Origin of the sequence: Ornithinimicrobium cavernae, from assembly GCF_003121625.1 — a bacterium.
Taxonomy (GTDB): domain Bacteria; phylum Actinomycetota; class Actinomycetes; order Actinomycetales; family Dermatophilaceae; genus Ornithinicoccus; species Ornithinicoccus cavernae.
Map to the genome: position 1 here is coordinate 97,662 of NZ_QDDJ01000011.1, position 25,945 is coordinate 123,606.

At 71.6% G+C, this 25,945-nt stretch carries 27 protein-coding genes and 2 tRNA genes; 15 read left to right on the forward strand and 14 right to left on the reverse strand.

Annotation, left to right across the window (positions count from 1 at the left end; genetic code table 11):
• The first annotated feature begins 105 nt into the window (after positions 1 to 105).
• Entirely contained in the window at positions 106 to 609 is a 504-nt protein-coding gene (locus DA085_RS13695) for a GNAT family N-acetyltransferase (RefSeq protein ID WP_109473544.1), read from the forward strand.
• Between the two features lie 92 nt (positions 610 to 701).
• On the opposite strand, the gene DA085_RS13700 is transcribed toward DA085_RS13695, so the two are convergent.
• Positions 702 to 1,565, reverse strand: coding sequence for a sulfurtransferase (locus tag DA085_RS13700; protein WP_237565511.1), 864 nt, complete (start codon positions 1,563 to 1,565; stop codon positions 702 to 704).
• 23 nt (positions 1,566 to 1,588) lie between these two features.
• Positions 1,589 to 1,858: a DUF2277 domain-containing protein gene (locus DA085_RS13705; protein ID WP_109473616.1), complete on the reverse strand. Its 270-nt coding sequence runs from the start codon at positions 1,856 to 1,858 to the stop codon at positions 1,589 to 1,591.
• A 110-nt stretch (positions 1,859 to 1,968) separates the two neighbouring features.
• On the opposite strand from DA085_RS13705, the gene DA085_RS13710 reads away from it, so the two are divergent.
• Positions 1,969 to 2,550, forward strand: a complete 582-nt coding sequence (locus DA085_RS13710) for a hypothetical protein (RefSeq protein WP_237565512.1) — start codon at positions 1,969 to 1,971, stop codon at positions 2,548 to 2,550.
• Positions 2,551 to 2,562: 12 nt separating this feature from the next.
• Here DA085_RS13710 and DA085_RS13715 read toward each other — a convergent pair whose 3' ends face one another.
• Positions 2,563 to 3,870: an alpha/beta-hydrolase family protein gene (locus tag DA085_RS13715; protein ID WP_109473545.1), complete on the reverse strand. Its 1,308-nt coding sequence runs from the start codon at positions 3,868 to 3,870 to the stop codon at positions 2,563 to 2,565.
• A gap of 163 nt (positions 3,871 to 4,033) precedes the next feature.
• On the opposite strand from DA085_RS13715, the gene DA085_RS13720 reads away from it, so the two are divergent.
• The 5 genes from DA085_RS13720 (at position 4,034) to DA085_RS13740 (ending at position 8,541) form a co-directional block, all read left to right on the forward strand.
• Positions 4,034 to 5,377, forward strand: coding sequence for a sensor histidine kinase (locus tag DA085_RS13720; RefSeq protein WP_202619239.1), 1,344 nt, complete (start codon positions 4,034 to 4,036; stop codon positions 5,375 to 5,377).
• Between the two features lie 157 nt (positions 5,378 to 5,534).
• Positions 5,535 to 6,017 (forward strand): DoxX family protein, encoded by a 483-nt coding sequence (locus DA085_RS13725; protein ID WP_109473620.1) that lies wholly within the window; start codon positions 5,535 to 5,537, stop codon positions 6,015 to 6,017.
• Positions 6,018 to 6,092: 75 nt separating this feature from the next.
• Positions 6,093 to 6,752 carry a response regulator gene (locus tag DA085_RS13730; RefSeq protein WP_109473546.1) on the forward strand — a complete coding sequence of 220 codons (660 nt, stop codon included), beginning with the start codon at positions 6,093 to 6,095 and terminating at the stop codon, positions 6,750 to 6,752.
• Positions 6,753 to 6,795: 43 nt separating this feature from the next.
• Positions 6,796 to 8,085 (forward strand): deoxyguanosinetriphosphate triphosphohydrolase, encoded by a 1,290-nt coding sequence (locus tag DA085_RS13735; protein ID WP_109473547.1) that lies wholly within the window; start codon positions 6,796 to 6,798, stop codon positions 8,083 to 8,085.
• 156 nt (positions 8,086 to 8,241) lie between these two features.
• Positions 8,242 to 8,541, forward strand: a complete 300-nt coding sequence (locus tag DA085_RS13740; protein ID WP_109473548.1) for a hypothetical protein — start codon at positions 8,242 to 8,244, stop codon at positions 8,539 to 8,541.
• 66 nt (positions 8,542 to 8,607) lie between these two features.
• Here the strand turns inward: DA085_RS13740 and ligD are convergent, their stop codons facing one another.
• Complete coding sequence (gene ligD, locus DA085_RS13745; RefSeq protein WP_109473549.1) at positions 8,608 to 9,576, reverse strand: non-homologous end-joining DNA ligase; 969 nt, start codon at positions 9,574 to 9,576, stop codon at positions 8,608 to 8,610.
• A 16-nt stretch (positions 9,577 to 9,592) separates the two neighbouring features.
• Here ligD and DA085_RS13750 point away from each other — a divergent pair, with 16 nt between their 5' ends.
• From DA085_RS13750 to DA085_RS13765, 4 genes are all read left to right on the forward strand, one after another.
• Entirely contained in the window at positions 9,593 to 10,618 is a 1,026-nt protein-coding gene (locus tag DA085_RS13750) for an alpha/beta fold hydrolase (protein WP_202619240.1), read from the forward strand.
• 43 nt (positions 10,619 to 10,661) lie between these two features.
• Complete coding sequence (dnaG, locus tag DA085_RS13755) at positions 10,662 to 12,656, forward strand: DNA primase (RefSeq protein ID WP_109473551.1); 1,995 nt, start codon at positions 10,662 to 10,664, stop codon at positions 12,654 to 12,656.
• Positions 12,657 to 12,661: 5 nt separating this feature from the next.
• Complete coding sequence (locus DA085_RS13760) at positions 12,662 to 13,195, forward strand: hypothetical protein (protein WP_154402203.1); 534 nt, start codon at positions 12,662 to 12,664, stop codon at positions 13,193 to 13,195.
• A gap of 39 nt (positions 13,196 to 13,234) precedes the next feature.
• Positions 13,235 to 13,307: transfer RNA gene (locus DA085_RS13765), tRNA-Asn, on the forward strand.
• A 131-nt stretch (positions 13,308 to 13,438) separates the two neighbouring features.
• On the opposite strand, the gene DA085_RS13770 is transcribed toward DA085_RS13765, so the two are convergent.
• From DA085_RS13770 to DA085_RS13785, 4 genes are all read right to left on the reverse strand, one after another.
• Positions 13,439 to 14,332, reverse strand: coding sequence for an amino acid ABC transporter permease (locus DA085_RS13770; RefSeq protein ID WP_109473553.1), 894 nt, complete (start codon positions 14,330 to 14,332; stop codon positions 13,439 to 13,441).
• The gene (locus tag DA085_RS13775; protein WP_109473554.1) at positions 14,329 to 15,009 is read right to left on the reverse strand and encodes an amino acid ABC transporter permease; all 681 of its coding nucleotides are present in this window, start codon (positions 15,007 to 15,009) and stop codon (positions 14,329 to 14,331) included. The genes DA085_RS13770 and DA085_RS13775 overlap by 4 nt, the downstream gene beginning before the upstream one ends.
• A gap of 88 nt (positions 15,010 to 15,097) precedes the next feature.
• Positions 15,098 to 15,949, reverse strand: coding sequence for a glutamate ABC transporter substrate-binding protein (locus DA085_RS13780; protein WP_109473555.1), 852 nt, complete (start codon positions 15,947 to 15,949; stop codon positions 15,098 to 15,100).
• Positions 15,950 to 15,981: 32 nt separating this feature from the next.
• Positions 15,982 to 16,755, reverse strand: a complete 774-nt coding sequence (locus DA085_RS13785) for an amino acid ABC transporter ATP-binding protein (RefSeq protein WP_109473556.1) — start codon at positions 16,753 to 16,755, stop codon at positions 15,982 to 15,984.
• A 216-nt stretch (positions 16,756 to 16,971) separates the two neighbouring features.
• On the opposite strand from DA085_RS13785, the gene DA085_RS13790 reads away from it, so the two are divergent.
• Positions 16,972 to 17,045: transfer RNA gene (locus DA085_RS13790), tRNA-Ile, on the forward strand.
• Positions 17,046 to 17,292: 247 nt separating this feature from the next.
• Complete coding sequence (locus tag DA085_RS13795) at positions 17,293 to 17,808, forward strand: DUF3145 domain-containing protein (protein WP_109473557.1); 516 nt, start codon at positions 17,293 to 17,295, stop codon at positions 17,806 to 17,808.
• Positions 17,809 to 17,935: 127 nt separating this feature from the next.
• On the opposite strand, the gene DA085_RS13800 is transcribed toward DA085_RS13795, so the two are convergent.
• The 6 genes from DA085_RS13800 to DA085_RS13825 all read right to left on the reverse strand — a co-directional run bounded on the left by DA085_RS13800 (position 17,936) and on the right by DA085_RS13825 (position 24,303).
• Positions 17,936 to 19,072, reverse strand: a complete 1,137-nt coding sequence (locus DA085_RS13800) for a glycosyltransferase (protein WP_109473558.1) — start codon at positions 19,070 to 19,072, stop codon at positions 17,936 to 17,938.
• 187 nt (positions 19,073 to 19,259) lie between these two features.
• On the reverse strand, positions 19,260 to 20,510 hold the full coding sequence (gene fabF / locus DA085_RS13805) for a beta-ketoacyl-ACP synthase II (RefSeq protein ID WP_109473559.1): 1,251 nt from the start codon (positions 20,508 to 20,510) through the stop codon (positions 19,260 to 19,262).
• Positions 20,511 to 20,630: 120 nt separating this feature from the next.
• Positions 20,631 to 20,879 carry an acyl carrier protein gene (locus tag DA085_RS13810; RefSeq protein WP_109473560.1) on the reverse strand — a complete coding sequence of 83 codons (249 nt, stop codon included), beginning with the start codon at positions 20,877 to 20,879 and terminating at the stop codon, positions 20,631 to 20,633.
• Between the two features lie 68 nt (positions 20,880 to 20,947).
• Complete coding sequence (locus DA085_RS13815) at positions 20,948 to 22,003, reverse strand: beta-ketoacyl-ACP synthase III (protein ID WP_109473561.1); 1,056 nt, start codon at positions 22,001 to 22,003, stop codon at positions 20,948 to 20,950.
• Positions 22,000 to 22,971 carry an ACP S-malonyltransferase gene (locus DA085_RS13820; RefSeq protein WP_109473621.1) on the reverse strand — a complete coding sequence of 324 codons (972 nt, stop codon included), beginning with the start codon at positions 22,969 to 22,971 and terminating at the stop codon, positions 22,000 to 22,002. The genes DA085_RS13815 and DA085_RS13820 overlap by 4 nt, the downstream gene beginning before the upstream one ends.
• A gap of 147 nt (positions 22,972 to 23,118) precedes the next feature.
• The gene (locus DA085_RS13825) at positions 23,119 to 24,303 is read right to left on the reverse strand and encodes a PucR family transcriptional regulator (protein ID WP_109473562.1); all 1,185 of its coding nucleotides are present in this window, start codon (positions 24,301 to 24,303) and stop codon (positions 23,119 to 23,121) included.
• Positions 24,304 to 24,411: 108 nt separating this feature from the next.
• On the opposite strand from DA085_RS13825, the gene DA085_RS13830 reads away from it, so the two are divergent.
• Positions 24,412 to 24,963, forward strand: a complete 552-nt coding sequence (locus DA085_RS13830) for a DinB family protein (protein WP_109473563.1) — start codon at positions 24,412 to 24,414, stop codon at positions 24,961 to 24,963.
• On the forward strand, positions 24,956 to 25,945 hold the full coding sequence (locus DA085_RS13835) for a glycerophosphodiester phosphodiesterase (protein WP_109473564.1): 990 nt from the start codon (positions 24,956 to 24,958) through the stop codon (positions 25,943 to 25,945). Before DA085_RS13830 ends, DA085_RS13835 begins: the two co-directional genes overlap by 8 nt.

The window sequence follows — 25,945 nt, forward strand, 5'->3', positions numbered from 1 at the left end:
GTGCGACCACCGACAGTGTGCTGACCAGCGCAAACGGCATTTGTGCCCCCCGTCACCCACGGGAAACCGGCTGACCGGATCCTATGAGCGGCCTAGGGTTGGCCCATGCCCGAGCTCACTCCTCTCCATCCGAGGCACCACGACGCGGTGCTGGATCTCGAGGTGACGAACCGTGCCTCCTTCGCCCGGACGGTCTCGGACCGGGGAGACCAGTACTTCGCGGAGTTCTCCGACCGTTTCGAGGCTCTCCTCCAGGAGCAGCGGGACGGGACCTGTGCGTTCTACGTGCTCCTGGACGAGGACGGCTCGGTCCTGGGCAGGTTCAACCTGGTCGACCTGGCTGAGGGATGTGCCGAGGTGGGGTTCCGGGTCGCGCGGAAGGTCGCTGGGCAGGGCGTGGCGACGGCTGGAGTCAGGGATCTGTGCCGGCTGGCGGCGACCCGTCACGGGCTGCACACGGTGCGTGCCGCCGTGTCCCACGCGAACCCCGCCTCGCGTCGCGTCCTGCTCAAGGCAGGTTTTGTCGCAGTCGGTCCCGCCGATCCGGGGCACCTCGGAGGCAAGGACGGCACCTGGCACGAACGCAGACTCACGCCCACACCAACATGAACCAGCCCTCGTGCAGGACCAGCGCCACGCGGCAGGGTGCCAGCCAGACGAGCGGGACAGCCTGACCCTCGTCCAGGTGACCTCGACGCGACTCAGGGACCGGTCGCGATGGGCCGCTCGGGGTCGGTGATCCAGTCGCTCCAGGACCCGATGTAGATCGCCGGGTCGTAGACGCCGACCTCGGCGACCTCCATGGCGAGCGCCATGTGGCACGCCTGGATCCCCGAACCGCAGTAGATCGCAGTGCGCTTGTCCGGCTGGATCCCCCGCGCGGTGAAGCGCAGCTCGAGGTCGTCGGCCGGCAGGAACCTCCCGGACTCGTCGACGTTCTTCAGCGCCGGGATGCTGATCGCACCCGGGATGTGGCCGGCCACCGGGTCAACAGTCTCCTGCTCGCCGCGGAAGCGCTCCGCGGGCCGGGAGTCCACCACCTGGTGCCGGTCGAGGTAGTGCTCGAGGCCGTCGGCGTCCAGCAGCCGTCGTCCGCCCGGGGTGAGCACGATGTCGCCGGGCTCGATCTCGGGCTCACCGGTCTCGGTCGGCAAGCCGGCAGCCAGCCACGCGGCATACCCGCCGTCCAGGACGCGGACCTGGCTCTTGCCGTAGTAGGTGAGCAGCCACCACGCCCGCGCGGCACCGACCGAGGTGGCCCCGTCATAGACCACGACCGGGCGCACGGCGGTCACACCAGCCTCGCGGAACGCCTCCTGGGCGTCGAGCAGTCGAGGCATCGGGTGCCGGCCGCCGCGTCCGTCGGGGGCCTCCTCCCCGGCCAGGCCGCCCTTCATCGGGACGAAGGCGGCGCCGGGAAGGTGACCGGCGAGGTACTCGGCGCGGTGCTCATCCGTGGGGGTGCCGAGGCTCCACCGGATGTCGAGCAGCACGGGCCGTTCCTCGGGGTCGTCGGAGGCGAGGAGTTCGGCGAGCTCGGCGGGGTCGATCAGCAGGTCGGACACAGCCAGAGCCTACGGCCCGCGGCTCAGCTGGCGAACCGGGCGGCCGAGCGTGCCCTGGCCTTGGCCGCCTCGACCTCGCGGTCCTTGGGCGGGGCCGTCGTCACCAGCGAGTCCAGCAGCTCCTGGCTGGCCAGCGCGATCTTCTCGACCGCGCGGTCATAGGCGGCCTGGTTGGCGGTCGAGGGCCTGCTCGCGCCCCCGATCTTGCGGACGTACTGCAGGGCGGCGGCACGGACCTCCTCGGTCGTGGCCGGCGGCTCGAAGTTGTTCAACGGGCGGATGTTGCGGCACATGGGGTCCACGATGCCACGGGCGTCAGACTGGCGCACCCCTTCCGTATGCCGTGGAGCCGGGGCCACGGATCCGTCGCCCGGGCCGGTGGTCGGCCGCTAGCGTGAGCACCATGAGTGCCCCGCAGCCAGACAGTGACCCGTCGGCGCCGGACCCGTTGACACCGACGCCGCCGGACCAGCTGCCCACCGCCGTGCGCGTGCGCCACCAGCTCAACTGGCTGAACCTCTCGACGCTCCTCGGCATGGGGGTGGCGACGCTCGGCGGCGCGGACGTGCGGCGCGGTCCGCGCAAGCTCTACCTGGCCGAGCACTACCGCTGGCGGTTCCCGACCGGCAGCGCCTTCACCGTGGGGGACGTGGTGATCACGCGTCATGACATCGACGACCTGTGTGCGCGACGCCCCCACCTGCTGGAGCACGAGGAGGCGCACAGCCGCCAGTGGATGGCCTGCCTCGGGCTGCCGTTCCTGCCGCTCTACCTCGCCTCGGTGGGCTGGTCGTGGTTGCGCACGGGTGACCGCGCGTCCTACTCCTTCTTCGAGCGCAGCGCCGACCTGGTCAAGGGTGGCTACGACGACGTCCCACCGCGGCCGCTGATGCCGGTCATCGCCGCGGGGGCTCGTCGCGCGGTGGCGTTCGTCGTCGGCCGCCGCACGGCGGACACCGGAGGCGACGTCGGCACCGGGCGCTGACCCGGCACCGGGTCAGCACGCGGGCAGCGTCCAGTCCTGCTCCGGCCCGTAGGTGTGGCCGTGCCCGTCGTCGGGGGCGAGCGACACGGCCAGGTCGAGCACGGTGGTGCCGTAGCTCAGGCCCGGCAGCCACGTCGTCGGCCAGTCGTCCGGCTGTCGGAGCGCGGTGTCGGCGGCGAGGTAGTAGACGGGGTCGTCGACGTTGTGCAGGCTCCGCTCCCTCGGGTGCCCCGAGACCGCGCCGCCGGGCGCGCCGGACCAGACCACACCGCATACCGAGCTCGCGGTGGCACCCGCGATGGCAGCCTGTCCTGCGAGGGCCCCCAGGGACTCGCCGAAGACATAGACGTCCGGTCGGTCCGGGGGTGGCAGCTGTCCGACCCGCTCGACCACCTCGTCCAGGAGCGCCTCCGCCGAACGCAGGGCAGGCTCCTGGTCGACCAGGTAGCTCCACCAGCTGGGCAGGTCGCCGTACTGCGCCGAGACCACGGCGACGTCTCCGTCGAGCTGGGCCTCGAACGCGGAGACCGCCTCGCCGTTGACCCAGCCGCTGCCCGTCGGCAGGGCGATGACGATCGCGGAGCGACGCAGCCCGCCCTCGGCCACCAACCGGTCGACGGCCAGCTCCGCACCCGCCTCGGGCGTCGGCGACTCACCGGCCCGGGCGAAGGAGCGCGAGGCGCCCAGGGGTGACTCGGTGAGCATCACGTGGTCGGCCGCCAGGTCCTTGCGCAGCGGAGCGAGGACGTCCGCTGGGCCGGCCGCGGCACTGGTCACCGTCACGCCGGCCAGGAGGGCGGCGGCGAGCGGGAGCGGGGAGCGGCGCCAGGTGATCCCGCCCAGGCGGCGGGCACCGGCAGCGGCAGTCAGCCCCAGCCCGACCACGAGTAGTGCCCAGCCGCCGGCAGTCAGCCAGTAGGTGGGTCCCGGCACGGCCATCGCGAGGCCCGCCGCGTGCTGGCCGAGGCCGAGCTGGGCGGACCAGGCCGTGCCGGCCACGGCGCTGGCGGTCCCGGCCGCCACCGTCCAGCGTGCTCGCGCACTCCCCGGGGAGACGACCCGCGCTCGGCGGGTCACGATCACCCGCGTCAGCGCCAGGACGGCCAGGGCCAGCAGGACGAGGGAGCCCGTCAGCAGCCCCTGGGTCAGGGCGGGGCGGGGGAGCAGGGAGGGGATCGTGGACAGGACCAGTGCGGATCCGACGGTCAGCGTGGCGCCGACCGGCGGTGCAGGGAGGCGGTCGCGCAGACGCCCGGCAGCGGCGAGGGCGGCACGGTCCCGGCCGGGGCCGGCAGTGAGCAGAGGGGTCCTGGTGAGCATGCTCCGACGCTAGGAACGCGCTGTGCTGCAACGGGTCCCCCGAGGGAGCCAATCTGTGCCCGCCGCGCCGGTGCGGACCGGGCGGGACCTCACCCGGTCGGTGCGGTCGGGACTCACTCCTGGGTATGACACGCCGCCGGGTCGCCCGGGCTACCGTCGGTCTATGCGGAGGCAGTTGGGGCGCGCAGCGCGCGGCACGGGGCGTGCCCTGAGCTGGGTCACGGTGCGCCCGGTGAGGTGGCTCGCGGTCCGGCCGGCGCGCTGGCTCGGCACGCGGTCCCTCGACCTTGCGACCCGGCACGGCGAGCTGCTCGTCTGGTTGGCGACGGCGGTCATGATGGCGATCGCCTGGCCCACGGTCGGGCTCACGCACGACGTGCCAGGCAGCCTGTGGCCGGTCGTCGCGGCCCTCGGCGTCCTGCCGCTGCTCTGCCTGCGGAACGCACCGTTCCTGGGCTGGTTGCTGTGGGTGGTGCCGAACGCCGTGGTCCCGCTCGTCTTCCAGCCCCGGCCGAGCCGGTCGGGGCCGGTCGAGAGCACCGTCCGCGTCGACAGCCCGCTGGGCCCCGTCGGGGTCGACCCGTCCGCCCAGTTCGCCAGCACCCAGGACGCCTTTCCCTGGCAGGTCACGGCCTTCCTGGTGCTCCTGGCCCTCCTGGTCGCCGTCGGTGTGCGGGAGACGCCCGCCCGGGTGGGGGTCACCTTCGTGGGCACGGTCCTGCTGTTCCTGGCTCACCTGCCCCCGGACATCACCCCGGGCTGGGTCTTCGGGGCGGCGGCCTTCCTCGGCCTCGGCCTGCTGCTGCGGGGTCTGTTCCGGTCGCGCAGGGAGGCCGCGGAGCAGGCTCTGCGCGCGGAGACGGAGCAGGCCAGGGCGGTCCTCGCCGAGGAGCGGACCCGGATCGCGCGGGACCTGCACGACGTGGTGGCACACCGGATGTCGATGGTGGTCGTCCAGGCCCAGTCCGCGCAGTACCGGCTCGGCGGCGTCACGCCGGAGGTGGCCGCGGAGTTCGAGTCCGTCGCCGGCCAGGCGCGCGAGGCCCTCAACGAGGTGCGGGTGATGCTCGGCGTGCTGCGCAGCGAGCAGCACGCCCCCGAGCAGGCACCCCAGCCCGGGGCCGAGGACGTGCTGCGGCTGTTGCGGTCCAGCAGCCAGGCCGGCGTCGACCTCACCTGGTCGGTCACCGGCGAGACGCCGTGCGGGGCGGCCACGGCCATGGTCCTGTACCGCGTGCTGCAGGAGTCCCTGGCCAACGCCTCGCGCCACGCGCCGGGCGGGCCGGTCCGCGTCGAGCTGGACTACGGCGAGCAGGTGCACGTGCGGGTGGTCAGCGGGCCCGGCCGGAGTCGTCCGCGGGACGTCTCCGGCACCGGGGGACACGGCATACCCGGTATGACGGCGCGCGCCGAAGCGGTCGGCGGCCGGTTGAGCGCGGGGCCGGCCCCCGACGGCACGTGGGTCGTGAGCGCCACCCTGCCGGCACGGGCGCCGGTCACGGGCTGAGCGCAACCCTGCGGGCAGGGGCACCGGACGCGGACTGAGCGCCACCCAGCCGGACAGAACCCGTGCGGTCCGATGTGCGCGATTTGCCTCGGGCCACGGCTACCCTCCATACTGATTGCCGAATCAACTATTGTTGCGTCAACTAATGGAGATCTCGATGACCCGCCTGCTCGCCCCCGCCCGCCACCTCACCGGCCTGACCGATCTCGCGCTGCTCGTCGCGCGGGTCGCCGTCGGCGTCGTCCTGTTCGCTCACGGCTGGCAGAAGGCCTACGAGTTCACCCCGGCCGGCACGGCTGGTGCCTTCGGTGAGATGGGCGTCCCGGCCGCCGGCCTGGTCGCGTGGTACACCATGCTCGCCGAGATCATCGGCGGCGCCGCGCTCGTCCTGGGCGTGCTGACGCCGGTCTTCGCGCTGCTCAACCTGCTGAGCATGGTGGGCGCGTTCTTCCTCGTGCACCTGGCCAACGGCGTCTTCGTCACGGCGAACGGCTACGAGCTGGTGCTGTCGATTGCGGCCGCCCTGGTCGCGGTCGCGGCGTTCGGCGCCGGTCGCTGGAGCGTCGACGGGTTCGTCCTGCGCGCGGGTGAGCGCACCGGTGCCACCACCGGCTCCGAGGAGCGCGTGCTCGTCGGCTGAGCCGATCTGGGAAGCGGGGCGGTCGCCGGACTCACGGCGTCCGCCCCGTTCTCGTCCCGGCCGTAGGGTGAGGTCATGGTGAACGTGCTCATCGCCGACGATCAGGCCATGGTGCGGCAGGGATTCGGGGCGCTGCTGTCCGCGCAGCCGGACATCCAGGTCGTCGGCGACGCTCCGGACGGCGCCGCCGCCGTGCGCGAGGTCGTGCGGCTGCGCCCGGACGTCGTGCTGATGGACGTGCGGATGCCCGAGCTCAACGGGCTGGACGCCGCAGCCGAGATCTTCCGCCGTCGGCTGGACCCGGCCCCCCGCGTCCTGATGCTCACCACCTTCGACATCGACGACTACGTCTACGAGGCACTGCGGCTCGGCGCCAGCGGCTTCATGCTCAAGGACGCGCCGGCCGAGGAGCTGATCCGGGCGGTCCGGCTGGTCGCGGCGGGGGAGGCGCTCCTGGCGCCCTCCGTGACACGGCGGCTGATCGAGGAGGTGACCCGGCGCCGGTCCGACGTCCGCCCCACCGCCGAGCTGGCGACCCTGACCCCGCGGGAGCGCGAGGTGCTGGAGCTGGTGGCAGCGGGCCTGTCCAACAGCGAGATCGGGCAGCGGCTCTTCGTGGCTGAGCAGACCGTGAAGACCCACGTCGGCAAGGTGCTCGCCAAGCTGGGGCTGCGTGACCGGGCCCAGGCCGTGGTCTATGCCTACGAGTCGGGCGTGGTGCGCCCGGGTGCCTAGGCTCGCGTCCGTGGGAGCACAGGAACGGAGACCGGGCAGCGGTATGCCGCAGGGTGACGCCGGCGCACAGGGCACCGGAGCCAGCATCGCCGGCTACACCGCGCACGACCGGGAGCGCTGGGTCGCCGAGGACCCGGCACAGAAGCGGCTCGACCGAGATGACTTCGCCCGCGACCGCGGCCGGGTCATCCACTCGGCGGGACTGCGCCGGCTCTCGGCCACCACCCAGGTCGTCGCGCCGGACTCAGACGACTTCGTCCGCAACCGTCTGACGCACTCCCTCGAGGTCGCCCAGATCGGTCGTGAGTTCGGCGAGGCACTGGGCTGCTCGGCGGACGTGGTCGACACTGCCTGCCTGGCGCACGACATCGGGCACCCGCCCTTCGGTCACAACGGCGAGGCGGCGCTGGACGAGCTGGCCCGCGACATCGGCGGCTTCGAGGGCAACGCCCAGACCCTGCGGGTGCTCACCCGCCTGGAGGCCAAGCGCTCACACGCCGACGGGCGCCCGGCCGGCCTGAACCTGACCCGGGCCAGCCTGGACGCGGCGACCAAGTACCCCTGGCCGCGCGGGGCCGGACCGCGGCCCACGCCGAAGTTCGGCGTCTACCCCGACGACGTGGAGGTCTTCACGTGGCTGCGTGCCGGCGCCCCCGGTGAGCCGGGGCGGCGGTGCCTGGAGACGCAGGTGATGGACTGGGCCGACGACGTCGCCTACTGCGTGCACGACGTCGAGGACGCGATCGCGTCCGGTCGTGTGGACCCAGCGGCCCTGCGCTCGGCACGCGAGCAGCAGGCCGTCCTCGATGTCGCCCGCGAGACGTATGCGTCGGACCTGTCCACCGACGAGCTCGGCGGCGCGCTGGAGCGACTGCTGGGGTCCGGATGGGTGCCGGAGTCGCACGACGGGAGCCGCGCTGACCTCGCTGCCCTCAAGGACATGACCAGCCGCCTGATCGGTCGATTCGTCCGCACGGTCGAGCAGAGCACCCGGGCCCGTCACGGCAGCGGGGTGCTGACGCGGTATGCCGCGGACCTGGTGGTGCCGGACGGCGTCCGGGCCGAGACGGCGGTGCTCAAGGCCACGGCCGCACACTTCGTCATGCGCAGCCACGAGCGCCGCGACCTGATGGACCGGCAGCGGGAGATCGTGGGCGACCTCGTGCGGCACTTCCTGGAGCAGCCGGAGACGATGGACCCGTTGCACCGGCATGCCCGTGACCAGGCTCGTGCGGCGGGCGACGACTCGGGGGAGTTCCGTGCCGTGGTGGACCAGGTGGCCTCCCTCTCCGACGCCCGGGCGCTGGTGCTGCACACCGCGCTGCGTCCCTAGGGGCCCGGCCCTGCGGGCCTGGCGGACCGGGGCTGCCCTGGGGCGGGCTGGGTCCAGCGAACTCGCACCGCGCTCCCAGTTGTCGTTAAAGTACTCGCCGGGAGTCGGTGCTCCAGGGGGCATCTCGTCGCCGCACCGGCTCACGTGGGAGGAAACATGAAGCGTGTGATGAGTGGTGTCCTGGCGGCTGCCCTGCTGGTGCCCGCCCTGACAGCCTGCGGTGGGGGCAACAGCTTCTGCGACGCCGCGCCGGAGGACGTCGACACCAACGACCCGGCCGCCATGCAGGCCGCTCTCGAGGAGGTCGCCGACGAGGCGCCGGACGAGATCCGGGACGACGTCGACGTGATCATCGAGCAGCTCCGGCTCGTGGAGGAGGACCCGACCAGCATCGACGTCGACGCGCTCAACACCGCTGTCGCGGAGCTGACCGCCTGGGAGGAGGAGAACTGCTGACGCAGTCTCCGGACCACTGACGAGGGCCCCTGGCGCACGCGCCCGGGGCCCTCGGCATACCTCCTGTCAGTCCTCCGGGTCAGGGGCCGGCTCGGCCCCCGCCGCCTCGTCGCGATCGGCCCACTCCAGCAACGGTGCCAGGTCGAAGACCGCCTCGTCGATGCCGGCGTGGAGGTCACCCACCTCGGCGTAGCGCTCCGGCATGGTCGTGATCGTGAAGTCGGCCGGGTCCACGTCCGGCACCTCGTCCCAGGTCAGGGGTGCACTGACCCGGGCGTCCGGCCGACCACGCACGGAGTAGGCCGCAGCGATCGTGTGGTCCCGGGCGTTCTGGTTGAAGTCGACGAAGACCGCCGTCGGGTCGCGGTCCTTGCGCCACCACGTGGTCGTGGCGTCCTTGGGGGCGCGCCGCTCGACCTCGCGGGCGAAGGCCAGGGCGGCCCGCCGCACGTCACCGAAGCCGTGGTCCGGCGGGATCCGCACATAGACGTGCAGACCGTGACTGCCCGTCGTCTTGGGCCAGCCGGTCGCGCCCAGCTCGTCCAGGACCTCCTGCGCCACGCCGGCCACCCGCCGGACCGTCGCGAAGTCGCACTCCTCGCCGGGGTCGAGGTCGATGCGCCACTCGTCGGGCCGCTCGACGTCGGCGCGCCGGCTGTTCCACGGGTGGAACTCGACCGTCGACATCTGCACCGCCCAGATCACGCTGGCCAGCTCGGTGACACACAGCTCGTCGGCCGTGCGGTTCCACCGGGGGAAGGTCACGTGCGCGGTCTCGACCCAGTCCGGCGCCCCGCGGGGGAGCCGCTTCTGGTGCACCTTCTCTCCCTCGATGCCCTCGGGGAACCGGTGCAGCATGCAGGGCCGCTCCCGGAGCGCGTTGACGATCCCGTCGCCGACCGACAGGTAGTAGTTCGCGAGGTCGAGCTTGGTGTGCCCGCCCTCGGGGAAGTAGACCCGTTCGGGGTTGGAGATGCGCACCGTGCGCTCGCCCACCCGGAGCTCGGTGGAGGGTGTCCTGGACGACGCGGCCATGCCAAGATCATTCACCATGAAGGCAACCACCCGCATGGTGCAGACCGATCGTCTCAACACGTTCGTGCGGGAGGCCGGTGACCCGACGGCGCCCGTGCTCGTGCTGGTGCACGGCAACGTGAGCTCCTCGGTGTTCTTCGACGCGCTGATCAGCGAGCTGTCGGACCGCTACCGCGTCATCGCGCCCGACTACCGGGGCTACGGCGGCTCGGAGCGGCGGACGATCGACGCGACGCGGGGGATGGCGGACTTCTCCGACGACCTCGTCGCGCTGCTGGACGCGCTGGAGATCACCGGACCGGTCGACCTGCTCGGCTGGTCCGCCGGCGGCAACATCGTGCTGCAGCTGGCCATCGACCACCCCGGCCGGGTCCGCAGGCTGGTCCTGGAGGCGTGCGGCTCGCCCTACGGCTTCGGGGGCACCCACGGCACCGACGGCACCCCCAACGCCGAGGACTTCGCCGGCAGCGGTGGGGGCACCGCCAACCCGGACTTCTGCCAGCGGCTCGCGGCGGGCGACCGGGGCGAGGAACCGGCCAGCCCGCTCACCACGCTGCGGTCGTTCTACGTCCGTCCGGGTTTCACCTTCGACCCCGAGGTGGAGCAGCGCTACCTCGACGGGATGCTGGCGACCAGCGTGGGTGACGACGTCTACCCGGGTGACAGCACCCCGTCCGACAACTGGCCCGGCCCGGCCCCCGGGACGACCGGGATGAACAACGCGCTGTCGCCGAAGTATCTGGACCAGAGCGCCTTCGCCGACCTGGATCCGGCGCCGCCGGTGCTGTGGATCCGTGGCGCGGACGACCAGATCGTCTCTGACACCTCGATGTTCGACCTCGCCCAGCTCGGCGCACTGGGCGCCGTTCCCGGCTACCCGGGTGAGGAGGTGGCACCGCCCCAGCCGATGGTCAGCCAGCTGCGCTCCGTGCTGGAGGGTGCGGGCGAGGTCACCGAGCTGGTCTACGAGGACTGCGGCCACTCACCGCACCTGGAGCACCCGGTGCGATTCGTGCAGGATGTGCACGGCTTCCTGGAGTGACGGCGGCACGGCCTAGACTCACGGCAGAGGTGAAGGAGGGTCGGTGGCCGGACTGATCAGGCCCGAGGACGTGCAGGCCGTCAAGGAGCGCACCTCCATCGAGGACGTGGTGCGCGAGCACGTCACCCTGCGCACGGCGGGCACGGGCTCCCTCAAGGGCCTGTGCCCCTTCCACGACGAGAAGAGTCCCTCCTTCAACGTGCGTCCTGCGGTCGGCGCCTGGCACTGCTTCGGCTGCGGCGAGGGGGGCGACGTCATCTCGTTCGTCATGAAGATCGACCACCTGAGCTTCGCCGAGTCGGTCGAGCGGCTCGCCGGCAAGCTCGGCATGGAGCTGCGGTATGACGAGAGCACCGGTGGTCGTGGTCGTCGCGACGGCGAGGGTGGGCTCGGGCGACGGGCGCGACTGGTGGAGGCGCACCGCGCCGCCGCGGAGTTCTATGCGACCGCCTTCGCGGAGAGTCCCGAGGGTCAGACGGCCCGGGAGTTCCTGCACGCCAAGGGCTTCAGCAACGACGACGCGGCCGGGTTCCAGGTCGGCTACGCCCCGCAGTCCGGCGAGGCCCTGACCCGCCACCTGCGCGCCAAGGGGTTCACGGACGACGAGCTGGTGATCGGCGGTCTGTCCGCCCGGGGGAGCCGCGGCCTCTATGACCGGTTCCGCGGGCGGGTGCTGTGGCCGATCCGTGACATCACCGGCGACACGGTGGGTTTCGGTGCGCGGCGCATCTTCGACGAGGACCGGATCGCCGCGAAGTACCTCAACACGTCCGAGACCCCCATCTACCGCAAGACCTCGGTGCTCTACGGCCTGGACCTGGCCAAGAAGTCGATGGCCGAGCAGCGTCGGGCGGTGGTCGTCGAGGGCTACACCGACGTCATGGCCTGCCACCTGGCCGGCGTCGACACCGCGGTCGCGACCTGTGGCACCGCCTTCGGCATCGACCACATCAAGATGCTGCGCCGGATCCTGCGCGATGAGCCGAGCCTGTCGCCCGCGCGGGTCGTGTTCACCTTCGACGGCGACGCTGCCGGTCAGAAGGCCGCCATGCGCGCTTTCGCCGAGGACCAGCGGTGGGCCAGCCAGTCCTACGTGGCCGTCGCACCTGCCGGGCAGGACCCCAACGACCTGCGTCTCTCGGGCGGTGACGAGCCGGTCCGCGAGCTGGTCGAGAGCGCGGTGCCGCTGTTCGAGTTCGCGGTGCGCTCCACCATCCGGCCCTACGACCTGGACCGCGCCGAGGAGCGGGTCTCGGCGATGCGGGCGGCGGCACCGATCCTCGCGGGGATCCGCGACACGGCCCTGCGCCCGGAGTACGTCCGCACCGTGGCCGGCTGGCTCGGCATGCCCGTCGAGCGGGTGGGGGCGGAGGTGGCGCGCGCCGGTCGGGCGCCCCAGGGGCGCACCAACGGCAGGGGGCCGATGCCCCCGGCGGGACCTGCGAACGGGCACGCACCCTCGGGCGGCCACGGTCCGGCATACGGCCAGCCGTCCCACGGCGGCCCGCCGCCTCCGGACGGACCACCCCAGGCACCGGTCCTGCCCGCTCCCGACCTGCGCGACCCTCTCGTCGCGGCCGAGCGCCAGCTCCTGCAGGTCGCCCTGCAGTTCCCCACCACGCTCGACGACCAGGCCCTGACCGCACTTCCCCCGGACGGGCTCCGCGCACCGGCCCACCGTGCCGTGCTCGAGGGCATCCTGGCAGGCGGGGGACTGGCGACCGCTCGCACCCTCAGCACGCAGGGCTGGGCGGCCGCGGTGTCCGGTGCCACCCGGGAGGAGGCACGCGGCCTGGTCAATGAGCTCGCCGTGGCGTCCCTGCCGGTCACCCTCGACGCCGGCACAGGGCAGCCGCCGCGTCGCTACGTGGACTCCCTGGTGGACCGGGTGCTGGAGGCCGGGCTGGCGCGCCGCATCTCGGACTCGATGAGCGCGCTGCAGCGCGCCGAGCCGGGCAGCTCCCAGGAGCGGGCCCTGAACGAGCAGCTCACCGTGCTGTTCCGCGAGCGGGCGCGGCTGCGCGCCGGGATGGAGTGAGGACATTGGCGTGGGGCAGGAAGACGCAGGAGGGGCCGCCCGGAGTCGTGGTGGCCGCCGGGGTGCCGGCCCGCGACAGACTCGCGGCGGCGGCGTGGGACGAGCTCACCCAGGCGTGGGTGCTGGCGAGCCGCACGAGGCTGGCGGTCGTGGCCCAGGACGGCGAGGTGCGGCAGTCACGGCGCTGGCTGGAGGTCGACGGCGGCGCGTGGGACCCCGACTCCGACGTGCTGCGGGTGACCTGGGTGGACGGCACGACGCCGACCCGTTGGAAGTTCACCGGCCCCGGGGCGCACACGTTCACCGACGTCTTCCGTGACCGGGTCAACGCCAGCGTGGTGCTGGTGCGCGAGGTCGACCTGGGACCCGGGCGCAGGACCCGCGTCGCCATCCGCAAGGACCTCGCGACCCGGGAGCTGGTCGACCAGGTCGTGCCGGGCCGTGGGGTCCGCCCGGACGACCACGAGCTCCGTGATCAGGTCGCCGTGGCCCGCACCACCCTGCGGGACCAGACTGGCCTTCCACCCCTGGGTGCGTGATAGAGTCTCTCCTCGCTGCCACCTTCGGGGTGTGCACATTCCCCTGTAGCTCAATTGGCAGAGCAGCCGGCTGTTAACCGGCAGGTTGTTGGTTCGAGTCCAACCGGGGGAGCAAGCCGACCGGGCCCCTTCCCGGACACGAGAACGGCCCGGATCTGGACTCTAGATCCGGGCCGTTCTTCTCTCTGCAAAGCACGTCCTTGAGCGGGCAGCACCCCGTGACTGGCCTGCCGCCCTTGACCGTCAGGCTGCGCCGCGACCCACGGCGACCGCGCCCGGGTCGACAGTCTCGTCGGCGTGGGCCACGGGGCCGGCTGTGCGCTTGCGCCGACGCTGGCGGTTCTCGAGGGCCTCGGCGACCTTGCTCAGGGTGTAGTTGATGATGATGAACAGCAGCGCCGCCACGATGTAGGCGGGCAGCGTCGCGGACTCGGCGGAGCCGACCTGCCGGCCACGGGTGACCAGCTCGGGATAGAGGATGAGGTAGCCGAGGGCGGTGTCCTTGGTGATGACGATGACCTGGCTCACCAGGGTCGGCAGCATGGCGGTCAACGACTGCGGGATGAGGATCGAGCGACGCACCTGCGCGGGGGAGAGCCCGATCGACAGGCCTGCCTCGCGCTGCCCTGCCGGCAGGGACGCGACCCCGTTCCGGATGACCTCGCACAGGACGGAGGAGTTGTACATCGTCAGCCCGAAGATCACGCCGATCATCGGGTTGAGCGTGTCCGGGAACCAGCCACGGTGCGCCAGGAAGTAGAAGACGAACAGCATCATGATCAGGACCGGGACGGCCCGGAAGAACTCCACGATCACGCTGGCCACCCAGCGCAGGGGACCGAGATCCGACATCCGCGCCATGGCCAGGATGAGCGCCAGGATCATCGACAGCACGATCGAGATGGCGGCTGCGCGGACCGTGTCCCAGATCCCCGGGATGAGGTAGTTGGTCCAGGCGCTGGAGGTCAGGACCCAGTCCCAGCGCGCCGCGGACAGCTGGCCCTTCTCCTCGAGCCGTCCGTAGATGACATAGAGGAAGGCCAGGACCAGCAGGACGCCGATGACCGTCATGATCAGGTAACGGAGCCGAGCCTTCGGGCCCGGGGCGTCGAACAGGACCCGCGTGGTGTCACTCATCGTTTCACCGCCAGTCGGCCGGAGAGGTAACTGGTCAGCATGCCCATCGGCAGGGTCAGGATGACGAAGCCGAGCGCCACGATGGCGAAGCCCACCATCAGCAGGGCGGGCTCGAACTCGGCGAGGGCCTTCATCCGGTAGGCCGTCTCGGCGACGCCGATGGCCGCCACGACGGTGGTGTTCTTGGTCAGGGCGATCAGCACGTTGCCCAGTGGTGTGATCGCGCCCCGGAACGCCTGGGGGAGGATCACCTGGCGCATGCTCTGGGCGAAGGTCAGCCCGATGGACCGTGCCGCCTCGGCCTGTCCCAGCGGGATCGTGTTCACCCCGCTGCGCAGGGCCTCGCAGACGAAGGCCGCGTGATAGGCGGACAAGCCCGCCACGGCCCACCGGAAGTTGTTGTCGACCAGGAAGGTGCTCGACTCCCTCGAGGCGAGGTCGATGTTGAGCTGACCCCAGATGCCGAGGCTGCAGAGGATCACGATGAGGGTCAGGGGCGTGTTCCGCAGGAGCGTGACGTAGGCAGTGCCGACCGACTGGAAGATCTTGACCGGCGAGAGCCGCATGATGGCGACAACCGTCCCGACGACGAGGGATATCACGGCGGAGAACGCGGCCAGCTTGATGGTCATCCAGAACGCCGACAGGAGCTGGTACTCCTCGATCAGCTCGAACATAAGACTCCCGTAGGTGACGTGGTCGGTGGACCGGCACGACCGGCATACCCTCCGTCAGGACGAGAGAGTATGCCGGTCGGCTAGGGGATCAGGCGCAGTGGCCGCCGGCCTCGGCCGGGTTGGTCTCGGGGTTCGGGGTGTAGCCGGCGGCGCCGACGTTGTCCTCGATGATCTGCTCCATCGTGCCGTCCTCCCAGAGCTCGGTCAGCGCGGTGTTGATGTCCTCGCAGAGCTCGCTCTCCTTGTTGAGGCCGACGCCGTAGTTCTCCTCGCTGAACGGGGCACCGACGACCTTGAGCTTGCCCGCGTAGGTGTCCTGCGCGGCGAAGCCGGCCAGGATCACGTCATCGGTGGTCACGGCGTCGATGGTGCCGTTGGACAGCTGCTCGACGCACTCCGAGTAGGTGCCGTACTCCTGCAGCTGCACACCCGGGACCTCCTCCTTGACGTTCTCAGCGGAGGTGGAGCCGGTCACCGAGCAGAGGAGCTTGCCGTCCAGGTCCTCCGGGCCGGTGATGTCGCTGTCGGCGGACACCAGCAGGTCCTGGCCGGCGACGAAGTACGGGCCGGCGAACTGGACCTTCTCCTTGCGGGTGTCGGTGATCGAGTAGGTCGCGAAGATCATGTCGACCTGGTTGGTCTCCAGCATCGTCTCGCGCTGCGCGGACGGGGACTCCTTGAACGTCACCTGGTCCTCGCTGAAGCCGAGCTTCTCGGCGACCGCGAGGGCGACGTCGACGTCCATGCCGACATACTCGTCGCCGGACTTGAGGCCCAGGCCGGGCTGGTCGAACTTGATGCCGATGGTGAGGCCGTCCTCGCCGCCGCCGCCCGGTGAGGCGCCCTCGCCGTCGTCACCGCCGTCCTCACTTCCACAGGCGCTGAGGACGAGGGCGCCGGCCGCGAGCACGGCCGCGAGTCGGAAGGGGGTGTGCTTCATGAGTATCTCCTTGGTTGAGTCACGGTGGGTTGTCAGTGCGTGAGGATCTTGCCGAGGAAGTCCTTGGCCCGATCCGTCTGCGGGTTGCTGAAGAACTCCTCGGGGATGTTCTCCTCGAGGATGGCGCCGTCGGACATGAACACGACGCGGTCGGCGGCCTTGCGTGCGAAGCCCATCTCGTGGGTGACGACGATCATCGTCATGCCGGACTTGGCCAGCTGGACCATCACGTCGAGCACCTCGTTGATCATCTCCGGGTCGAGGGCCGAGGTGGGCTCGTCGAAGAGCATCACCGTGGGCTCCATCGCCAGCGAACGGGCGATGGCGACCCGCTGCTGCTGTCCGCCGGAGAGCTGGGCGGGATACTTCTCGGCCTGGTGGGCGACGCCGACCCGGTCCAGCAGCTCCATCGCCCGCTTCTTCGCCGCGGCCGCCTTGGCTCCGCGCACCTTGATCGGGCCAAGCGTGACGTTCTCGAGGATCGTCTTGTGGGAGAAGAGGTTGAAGGACTGGAAGACCATGCCGACGTCGGCACGCAACCTCGCCAGGGCCTTGCCCTCCTCCGGGAGCGTCTCACCGTTGATGGTGATCGACCCTGACTCGAAGGTCTCGAGCCGGTTGATGGTCCGGCACAGCGTCGACTTGCCCGAGCCGGACGGGCCGATCACCACGACGACCTCACCCTTGTGGACCGTCAGGTTGATGTCCCTGAGCACGTGCAGGTCGCCGAAGTGCTTGTTGACGTCCTGTAGCACCACCAGCGGTTCGTTGGTGGGTCGCGGGAACCCGTTGGCATCATCGCTCATGCCAGGCACCCTACTTATGTGTGCCGTCGACGCGTAGCAAATACGCGCAGCCGTGACCGAATCGAGTCCTAACAGCATCCCCACCTCGACCAGCGCGTGGTGACGTGCCCTTTCCCTCGACCGCGCGCGTGGTGACGTGCGATCTCGACCGGACGCACGGGCGCCCGAGGCACCGACCGAATACCTGGCCCGACCGCGTTAGGATCGTGCGGCTTGGGGCCAGTAGCTCAGCCGGTTAGAGCAGCGGACTCATAATCCGTCGGTCCAGGGTTCAAGCCCCTGCTGGCCCACCCCGATCTGCCCTGCGCACGTCCGCTGAGCCAGCGTCTGCGCCCGACGCGGCCGCGCCGTGGTGCGAGCCCCGTGCGGTGCCTCGGTCCACGCTGCGGACGGCGTGTCGGACAGGCCGTCGCGAGTGACACTTGATACTTGTGTGACAAGAGAGCACAATGGGTGACGTCACACAGCGACACCCGATCGAGTGTGGTGCCCGAGGCCGTTGGGGAAGACGTCCCTCGCACCAAACAGGAGGTCCGGATGTCTGCTGTGACGCCGCGTATCGTCACGCGCGGGGTGGTGTTCATTCACTCCACCCCCACTGCGTTGTGCCCGCACATCACCTGGGCGCTCGAGGGTGTCCTCGACACCCGGGTGTCCCTCGACTGGGTCCCGCAGCCGGCACAGCCCGGCACCATGCGGGCCGAGTTCTCCTGGACCGGCGACGCCGGGACGGGTGCCTATCTCGCCAGCGCCATGCGCGGTTGGGACGGCCTGCGTTACGAGGTCGTCGAGGAAGCCAGCCGCGGGAGCGACGGTGCCCGCTGGACCCACACGCCCGAGTTGGGCATCCACCACAGCCGCCTGTCCGCCAACGGTGACATCGTCGTCAACGAGGACCGGATCCGCGGCATCGTGGAGGAGGCGTCCGGCAACGTCGCGGTGCTCACCGCGGAGCTGGACCGTGCCCTCGGGTCGGCTTGGGACGCCGAGCTGGAGGACTTCCGCTACGCCGGCGAGGGTGCTCCGGTCAAGTGGCTGCACAAGGTCAGCTGACCTGACCTCCCGGAGTCGTGCCGCTCAGGTGCGCACGGCCCCGGGTGACCTTGCCGTATGCCGGTGCGCGCCGGCATACGAGCAGCCTGTCGGTTGGGAGGTGCTCGCCCCGGCGAGCCTGCTGCACTCACGACCTCCTGGAGTGCAGCACCTCCAGCTCTTCGTGGATCGCGAGCATCTCGTCGGCCGACCGCCCCCAGTTGAACGTCTCAGCCTGTTCGCGGGCCAGGCGTCGTGCGTCGGGGCGGTTGCTCAGCTCCAGCACGGCATCGGCGAACAGCGCCGGATCCGAGGGAGCGGCGGTGCCGCCGTCGCGCACGACCTCAGCCAGCGCGCCCTCGTCGGGGCAGACGGTCGGCACACCACAGGCGAGGGCCTCCAGGGCCGCGAGACCGAACGTCTCCAGGGGCCCTGGCGCGATGGCGACGTCTGCCCGGCGCATGATGGCAGCCAGCTCGGCCCTGCCGTGGATGTAGGAGTGGAAGGTCACGGGAAGATTCCGTGAGTTCTCGATCAGCTCGTCACGCAGGGGTCCCTGACCCAGGACCGTCAGGTGCGCGTTGACACCCCGGCGCACCAGGTGCCGCAGGGTCTCGATGGACAGCTGGGGGTTCTTCTCGGGGGCCAGCCGGCCGCAGTGGATGATGTGCAGCGCGGCGTCATCGGTCCGACGGTGGCCGCCGGGAGTCAGGCGCTCGTAGGAGTCGTCCGGGTGGAACACGTCGAGATCGACGCCGAGCTCGACCACGCGGGCCGGGATGCCCAGACGGCGGAACTCCTCGGCCGCGAACCGGCTCGGGCACACGATCACGTCGTAGTCGTTGGCGCTGCGCGTGTTGATGAAGTCAGCCATCCAGACCGCCGGCACGTCGGGGACCGGCGTGCGTCGGACCATGATCCCGGTCATGTTCTCGTGACTGATCATGATGCTGCCGATGCCCCGCCGTCTGGCCCAGCGACCCATCCAGCGCGTGGTAGCCCGGTCCGAGACCTCGAGCGAGTCCGGTGCGATCTCGTCCATCAGCCGGCTGAGCCTGGCGCGGTTCCACATCAGGGAGTAGCCGGTCCCGACGATGGGCGTGGCGGGCACCCGGTAGACGGTGCCCTGGGACTCCTCGGTCACCGGCTCATCGCCCTTGACCGCCGGGATGATCAGGGAGACCTGGTGGCCACGCTCGCGGTAGACCTCACCCCAGTGCCGGAGCGCGGTCTTGATGCCGCCGGAGGTGGGGCTGACAAAGTTCGCGACCCGGAGAATATGCATAACGCGACAGACGCTACCCCGGCCTCACGGTCGGGTCGTCATCAACCCGCGGGAGCCGGGCAAGGTGCGCCACACGACGCGCCCGCTGGCCCAGAAACCCGCGTGACCGTGTGCTCGGTGCCCGGGCAAACCGGGTCGCCACGCGCCCGGTGGCCCAGAAGCACGGGCCACCGTGCGCCCGGTCGGGTCAGACGTTGCGGAAGGTGAGGGCCACGTTGGCCCCGCCGAAACCGAAGCTGTTGCTGAGCGCAGCCAGGTCGCCGGCCGGGAGTTCGCGGGCAGACCCCGTGACGACATCCATCGCGATCTCCGGGTCCTGCTCGGTGAGGTTGATCGTCGCCGGGATCGAGCGGTGGTGCAGGGTCAGCACGGTGAGCACGGCCTCGAGGGCACCCGCGGCGCCGAGCAGGTGCCCGGTCATCGACTTGGTCGCGGTGACCGGGACCTCGCTGCTGTGGGAGCCGAAGGCCCGGGCGATCGCCTTGGCCTCCGCGGCGTCCCCGACCGGTGTCGACGTGGCGTGGGCGTTGATGTGCGCGATGTCGGTGGCGCCGAGGTCGGCGTCCTCGAGGGCCTCGACCATGGCCCGGGCCGCTCCGGCGCCCTCGGGCTCACCGGCGGTGATGTGGTAGGCGTCGGCTGAGCTGCCGACCCCGGCGACCACGCCGTAGATGGTGGCGCCGCGGGCGCGGGCGTGCTCCTCCGCCTCCAGCACCATGACCGCCGCGCCCTCGCCGAGGACGAAACCGTCGCGGGTCACGTCGTAGGGCCGCGAGGCGGTGGCCGGGTCGTCGTTGCGCTTGGACAGCGCCGTCATCGCGGCGAACGCGGCGATCGGCAGCGGGTGGACCGCGGCCTCGGTGCCGCCGGCGACCATCACGTCGGCCCGTCCGGAGCGGATCATGTTGAGCGCCAGGCCGATGGCCTCCGCGCCTGACGCGCAGGCGCTGACCGGGGTGTGGGCACCGGCGCGGGCGGTCAGGTCGAGGGAGACCGCGGCGGCCGGCCCGTTGGGCATCAGCATGGGAACGGTGAGGGGGAAGACCCGGCGCGGTCCCTTGGTGCGCAGGTTGTCCCACTGGTCGAGCAGGGTCCACACACCACCGATGCCGGAGCCGATGGCGACACCGAGCCGCTCGGGCTCCACCTCGGGGGTGCCGGCGTGTGCCCACGCCTCGCGGGAGGCGATCAGCGCATACTGCCCCGCCGGGTCGTTGCGGCGCACCTCCACCTTGGGCAGCACCTGGTCGGGGGAGGTGTGCACGGTCGCGGCGAAGGTCACCGGCAGCTCGTGCTCGGTCACCCACTCCTGCTCCAGGGTGCGGACACCGGACGTGCCGGCCTGGATGGCCTGCCAGGTCTCCTCGACGTTGCCGCCGACGGGACTGGTGGTGCCCAGACCGGTGACGACGACGCGACGCTCGGGGTTCGCGGACATCTGCTGCTCCTCGGTGGGTGCTGAGGTGGGGGTGGTGAGGTGGTTCGGGAGGCGGGGCGGTGGGGCCCCACCGCCGGGCACTGGCCGTATGCCGTGTGCCCGGCCGGTGGGAGCGCCGGGTCAGCCCTGGGCGTTGGTGATGAAGGTGACGGCGTCCCGGACGTGGGTGAGGTTCTTGACCTCGTCGTCGGGGATGCGCACGCCGAACTTGTCCTCGGCGTTGACGACGACCTGCATCATCGACAGGGAGTCGATGTCGAGGTCCTCCTGGAAGGACTTGTCCATCTGGACCGCATCGGCCTCGATGCCGGTCTCCTCGTTGACGATCTCGGCGAGTCCGGCGAGGATCTCCTGCTCGTTCATAGCCATCTGGCGTGCTCCTTGCTTCTCTTCCAATGGGCTGACCCGGGATACCCGCCGGGCCTCGGGAACCTGGTTCAGGGCAGGACGACGACCTGGGCGGCATACACCAGGCCCGCGCCGAACCCGAACTGCAGGGCCAGGCCGCCGTGCGGTGCCTCACCCTCGTTGAGCATGCGGGCCGTGGCCAGCGGGACCGAGGCGGCCGAGGTGTTGCCGGTCTCGGCGATGTCGCGGGCCACCGGCACGTTCTCCGGGAGCCCGATGTGCTTGATCATCGCGTCGGTGATGCGCATATTGGCCTGGTGGGGGATGAAGGCGTCCAGCTGCGCGGCGGTGAGGCCGGCGGCAGCCAGTGCCTTGTCGACGATCGGTGCGATGGAGTAGACGGCCCAGCGGAACACGGACTGTCCCTGCATGGCGAAGTTGGGCCACTCGACGGCCCCGCCGGCGGGGTCGGTCATGTCGCCGCGCAGCCCCGTCCAGGACTCCTTCTGCATGATCTTGTCCCAGTTGTCGCCGTCCGAGCCCCAGATGGTCGGGCCGATGCCGGGGAAGTCGGAGGGCCCGACGACTGCGGCGCCGGCACCGTCACCGAAGATGAAGGCCGTGCCGCGGTCGTGCTTGTCGGTGAAGTCGGACAGCTTCTCCACGCCCACGACCAGCACGTACTCGGCGCTGCCGGCCCGCACCATGTCGTTGGCCAGGGAGATCCCGTAGCAGTAGCCGGCGCAGGCGGCGGAGATGTCGAAGGCTGCGGGACCGTTGGTGCCGAGCCGGATCGCGAGCAACGGTGCGGCGGCCGGCGTCTGGTAGGGGTGGGTCACCGTCGCCATGAGGATCACCGAGATCTGGTCGGGAGTGATGCCCGCCATCGCGATGGCGTCCCGCGCCGCCGCCTCAGCCATGTCGATCACGGTCTCGTCCTCGCGGGCGAAGCGCCGCTCCTTGATGCCCGAGCGCTGGGTGATCCACTCGTCGCTCGAGTCGATCCAGGTGCAGACCTCCTCGTTGGTGACGACCCGCTCCGGGCGGTAGCCACCCACGCCGTGGATGCGGGCGTGGCGCGGTCCCTCCGGGACCGTGAGGACGGGCTGGTCGGCCCTGGTCTCGGGGCTGGACTGTGTGGTCACTGGGTCTCCTCCTGCGCGGCGGCTCGGGTGGTCTCCGCGGGGGTGCCGTGCTCGCGGATCATGCGGCGGGCGGCCTCGAGGTCGTCCGGGGTCTTCAGGGGCAGCAGCTCCACGCCCTTGAGGGCGCGCTTGGCCAGGCCGGTCAGGGTGCCTGCGGGGGCCAGCTCGATGAGGCCGGTGACACCGAGGTCGGCGAAGGTCTGCATGCACAGGTCCCAGCGCACGGGGTTGCTGACCTGGGTGACCAGGCGCTGGAGCACCTCGTGCCCGCTGGCAACGACCTGACCGTCGGCGTTGGAGGCCAGTCGGGTGCCCGGGTCCTGCGTGACGATGGCGCGGGCATAACGCCCCAGCTGCTCGACGGCGCTGCCCATGTGGTGGGTGTGGAACGCGCCCGCCACCTGCAGCGGGATCACCCGGGCACGCGTCGGCGGCGCCTCCTGCAGCGCGGCGAGCTGCTCCGTGGTGCCGGCCGCGACCACCTGCCCCCCGCCGTTCATGTTGGCCGGAGTCAGACCGTGCCCCTGCAGCACGGTGGCGACCTCGTCGGGGTCGCCGCCCAGGACCGCGCTCATGCCGGTCGGGGTGGCCGCGGCGGCCTCGGCCATCAGCCGTCCGCGCTCGCGCACCAGGACCATCGCCTGCTCGTGGCCCAGGACACCGGCGGCGGCCGCAGCGGTGATCTCGCCGACGGAGTGTCCGGCCCAGGCGCCGACCCGGCCGGTGACCTCAGCGGGGTCGTCGAACAGGGTCGGCAACGACGTGAGACCGGCGGCCACGAGCAGCGGCTGGGCGACCGCCGTGTCGCGGATCGTGTCGGCGTCAGAGGTGGTGCCGTGGGCCACGAGGTCGAGGCCAGCGACGGCGGACAGCCACTCGAGCCGGTCCCGGTAGCCGTCGAGCTCCAGCCAGGGAGCCAGGAAACCGGGGGTCTGGGAGCCCTGTCCGGGCGCGACGATCACAAGCACGCGTCCCACTCTCCCGCCGGCGGGGCGTCACCGACGACATCATTACCCACGACATCTCCTCGGGATCATTGTAGGAAACCTACAACCAGGGCGAAAGGGTCACCGCCCACCAGGCACAGCGCACCCCGAAGGCACGCGTCATACCGCCTAGTCCCGTCCGGGCCGCCTGCGCCACGCCACCTGGGCACCGTCGGCGATGCGGCCGTAGGCCAGGGCCACCCGCACCACCCAGGCCTCGCGGGGGCGGGTCAGGTCCAGGTCGATGACCTCCGCGATCCGGCCGAGCCGGTAGCGCACCGTGTTGGGGTGGATGAACAGGTCGCGCCCCGTCGCCTCGAGCCTGCCGCCGGAGTCCAGATAGGCAGTGGCCGTCTCGAGGAGCCCGGTCTGCTCCACGAGCGGTCGGTAGACGCGGTCGACGAGCAGCCGGCGGGCCGGTCCGTCGCCGTTCAGGGCCCGTTCGGCCAGCAGGTCGTCGGCGGCCACGGGGCGCGGTGCGTCGACCCAGGCCGCTGCCGCGTCGAGCGCCGAGAGCGCGGACCGGGCGGAGCGGCCGGCCGCGAACAGGTGGGGCACGCGGGGGCCGACCACCACCGGGCCCGGGCCGAACTGTCCGACCAGGGTCGCGGCGCCGGCCAGCGGGTCGGCCAACCGGCCCAGGACCACGATCAACCGGTTGCGCTGCACCGCGATCAGCACCTCCAGACCGTTCCGGGCCGCCGCCGAGCGGATCGCCTCGGCCGCCTCGGCGCTGGTCCGCTGGGGTGTCGTCCCGACCACGACCGCGACGTCCGGCACCTGCTCCCAGCCCAGCTCGGCCGCCCGGGAGTGCAGGGTGTCGTCCGCCTCGCCGCGGACGACGGCCTGCACGACCAGCGACTCCAGCCGGGCGTCCCACGCGCCGCGTGACTCCGCCGCCGAGGCATAGATCTGGGCCGCGGCGAAGGCGACCTCCCTGGAGTAGCGCAGCAGCGAGTCACGGACCCGCGCCTCCTCGCCCGGGCGGGCCAGCAGCTCGACGTGGGCCTCGACGGCGTCGATGGTGGTGCGGACCAGGTCGAGGGTCTGGCGCAGCGTGATGGTGTGCGCGAGCTCGCGCGGCGCGGTGCCGAAGATGTCGGCCGTCACCGGCAGGGAGTCGTCGTCCTGGCGGTACCAGGTGAGGAAGGCGTGGATCCCGGCCTGGGCGACCAGACCGACCCACGAGCGGTCCTCGGCGGACAGCTCGCGGTACCACTGGTGCTCCCGGTCCATCCGCTGGGCGGCCAGGGTGGCCACCGCCCCGACGTTGCGCAGGGCGGGCTCCCGGTCGGCGGTGGGGTCACGGTCCATCCGCGCACTGTAGCGCCGCGCCGCAGTCCCTCCGCTTTGTGGGCGCCGCACAAAGCGACCCGTGCTGCCCGCCTCCGCACCGGCACCGGGCGACGGTAGATTCAGAGCATGACCGAGGACCCCATCGAGCCCGACACCAAGGACTGGACCTGGACGCTGACGCGCCCGTGCCCCGAGTGCGGCTTCGACGCCACCCAGGTCGCGCCCGAGGACGTCACCACGGCGGTGCGCTCGGCCGTCGCGCCGTGGGCGGAGGTGCTGACCGGTGAGCGGGTCACCGAACGTCCCACCCCGACCACGTGGTCGCCGGTGGAGTACGCCTGCCACGTCCGCGACGTGCTCACCGTCTTCACCGGCCGGTTCGCGCTCGCCCGCGAGCAGGACGACCCCGCGATGGGCAACTGGGACCAGGATGTGGCGGCGGTCGAGGGGCGGTATGCCGCGGAGCTGCCCGAGCGGGTCGCTGCCCAGATCCCCGAGCGGGCCGACGAGCTGCTCGAGGTGCTGGCCGGCTACCGGGGCACCGACTGGGACCGTCCGGTGCGGCGCTCGGACGGGGTGCCGTTCACCGGGCTGACCCTGGCGCGCTACCTCCTGCACGACCTGGAGCACCACCTGCACGACGTGGGCGTGCGCCGGCGCGGCCCCGGCGATGCGTGAGCAGGTCCTCATCGCCCACCGGGGAGCGAGCGGGGACCGTCCCGAGCACACCCTGGAGGCCTATGAGCTCGCGGCCCGGGCGGGAGCCGACTTCCTGGAGCCGGACCTCGTGGCGACCGCCGACGGTCACCTGGTGGCCCGCCACGAGAACGAGATCTCCGGCACCACCGACGTCGCCGACCACAGCGAGCTCGCCGACCGGCGGACCACCAAGGTCATCGACGGTCAGCAGGTCACTGGTTGGTTCACCGAGGACCTGACCCTCGCCGAGCTCCGCACCCTGCGCTGCCGCGAACGGTTGCCGGGGCTCCGAGCCGGCAACACGGCATACGACGGGCAGTTCCTCGTCCCCACGCTCAGTGAGGTCCTCGCCCTGCGCGAGCGACTGGCTGCCGAGCTCGCCCGCCCGCTCGGGATCTACCCGGAGACCAAGCACCCAAGCTACTTCCGCTCGGTCGGGCTGCCCCTGGAGGAGCCGCTGGTGGCGGAGCTCGAGGGCTCAGGCCTGAACGACCCGGACGCGCCGGTGTTCGTGCAGTCCTTCGAGCTGGGCAACCTCGTCGCGCTCAGGCGCGACCACGGCGCCAGGGTGCCGCTGGTGTTCCTCGCGGACGTCGCCGGTGCACCGCCCGACCTGGTGGCGGCCGGGGACCCGCGGACCTGTGCGGACCTGCTCCGGCCGGCCGGGCTGGCGGACCTGGCGCGCTGGGTCGAGGCGGTCGGTCCTCACAAGGACCTGGTGATCTCCCGGACCGCGGACGGTGGACTCGGGCAGCCCACGTCCCTGGTCGCCGACGCGCACGCGGTCGGGCTGCAGGTGCACCCGTGGACCTTCCGGCAGGAGAACCAGTTCCTCCCTGCCGATCTGCGCGGTCCCGACGGCACCGGTGACGTGGTGGCCGAGATCCGCGCCCACCTGGCGGTCGGTGTGGACGGCTTCTTCACCGACCACACCGACCTCGGGGTGCAGGCCCTGGGCTGA

What these genes read in the sequence shown, in the direction of transcription:
- DA085_RS13695 (WP_109473544.1), top strand. Translation starts at nt 106, where the DNA reads ATGCCCGAGCTCACTCCTCTCCATCCGAGGCACCACGACGCGGTGCTG.
- DA085_RS13705 (WP_109473616.1), bottom strand. Translation starts at nt 1,858, where the DNA reads ATGTGCCGCAACATCCGCCCGTTGAACAACTTCGAGCCGCCGGCCACG.
- DA085_RS13710 (WP_237565512.1), top strand. Translation starts at nt 1,969, where the DNA reads ATGAGTGCCCCGCAGCCAGACAGTGACCCGTCGGCGCCGGACCCGTTG.
- DA085_RS13715 (WP_109473545.1), bottom strand. Translation starts at nt 3,870, where the DNA reads ATGCTCACCAGGACCCCTCTGCTCACTGCCGGCCCCGGCCGGGACCGT.
- DA085_RS13720 (WP_202619239.1), top strand. Translation starts at nt 4,034, where the DNA reads ATGCGGAGGCAGTTGGGGCGCGCAGCGCGCGGCACGGGGCGTGCCCTG.
- DA085_RS13725 (WP_109473620.1), top strand. Translation starts at nt 5,535, where the DNA reads ATGACCCGCCTGCTCGCCCCCGCCCGCCACCTCACCGGCCTGACCGAT.
- DA085_RS13730 (WP_109473546.1), top strand. Translation starts at nt 6,093, where the DNA reads ATGGTGAACGTGCTCATCGCCGACGATCAGGCCATGGTGCGGCAGGGA.
- DA085_RS13735 (WP_109473547.1), top strand. Translation starts at nt 6,796, where the DNA reads ATGCCGCAGGGTGACGCCGGCGCACAGGGCACCGGAGCCAGCATCGCC.
- DA085_RS13740 (WP_109473548.1), top strand. Translation starts at nt 8,242, where the DNA reads ATGAAGCGTGTGATGAGTGGTGTCCTGGCGGCTGCCCTGCTGGTGCCC.
- ligD (WP_109473549.1), bottom strand. Translation starts at nt 9,576, where the DNA reads ATGGCCGCGTCGTCCAGGACACCCTCCACCGAGCTCCGGGTGGGCGAG.
- DA085_RS13750 (WP_202619240.1), top strand. Translation starts at nt 9,593, where the DNA reads ATGAAGGCAACCACCCGCATGGTGCAGACCGATCGTCTCAACACGTTC.
- DA085_RS13770 (WP_109473553.1), bottom strand. Translation starts at nt 14,332, where the DNA reads ATGAGTGACACCACGCGGGTCCTGTTCGACGCCCCGGGCCCGAAGGCT.
- DA085_RS13775 (WP_109473554.1), bottom strand. Translation starts at nt 15,009, where the DNA reads ATGTTCGAGCTGATCGAGGAGTACCAGCTCCTGTCGGCGTTCTGGATG.
- DA085_RS13780 (WP_109473555.1), bottom strand. Translation starts at nt 15,949, where the DNA reads ATGAAGCACACCCCCTTCCGACTCGCGGCCGTGCTCGCGGCCGGCGCC.
- DA085_RS13785 (WP_109473556.1), bottom strand. Translation starts at nt 16,755, where the DNA reads ATGAGCGATGATGCCAACGGGTTCCCGCGACCCACCAACGAACCGCTG.
- DA085_RS13795 (WP_109473557.1), top strand. Translation starts at nt 17,293, where the DNA reads ATGTCTGCTGTGACGCCGCGTATCGTCACGCGCGGGGTGGTGTTCATT.
- DA085_RS13800 (WP_109473558.1), bottom strand. Translation starts at nt 19,072, where the DNA reads ATGCATATTCTCCGGGTCGCGAACTTTGTCAGCCCCACCTCCGGCGGC.
- fabF (WP_109473559.1), bottom strand. Translation starts at nt 20,510, where the DNA reads ATGTCCGCGAACCCCGAGCGTCGCGTCGTCGTCACCGGTCTGGGCACC.
- DA085_RS13810 (WP_109473560.1), bottom strand. Translation starts at nt 20,879, where the DNA reads ATGGCTATGAACGAGCAGGAGATCCTCGCCGGACTCGCCGAGATCGTC.
- DA085_RS13825 (WP_109473562.1), bottom strand. Translation starts at nt 24,303, where the DNA reads ATGGACCGTGACCCCACCGCCGACCGGGAGCCCGCCCTGCGCAACGTC.
- DA085_RS13830 (WP_109473563.1), top strand. Translation starts at nt 24,412, where the DNA reads ATGACCGAGGACCCCATCGAGCCCGACACCAAGGACTGGACCTGGACG.
- DA085_RS13835 (WP_109473564.1), top strand. Translation starts at nt 24,956, where the DNA reads ATGCGTGAGCAGGTCCTCATCGCCCACCGGGGAGCGAGCGGGGACCGT.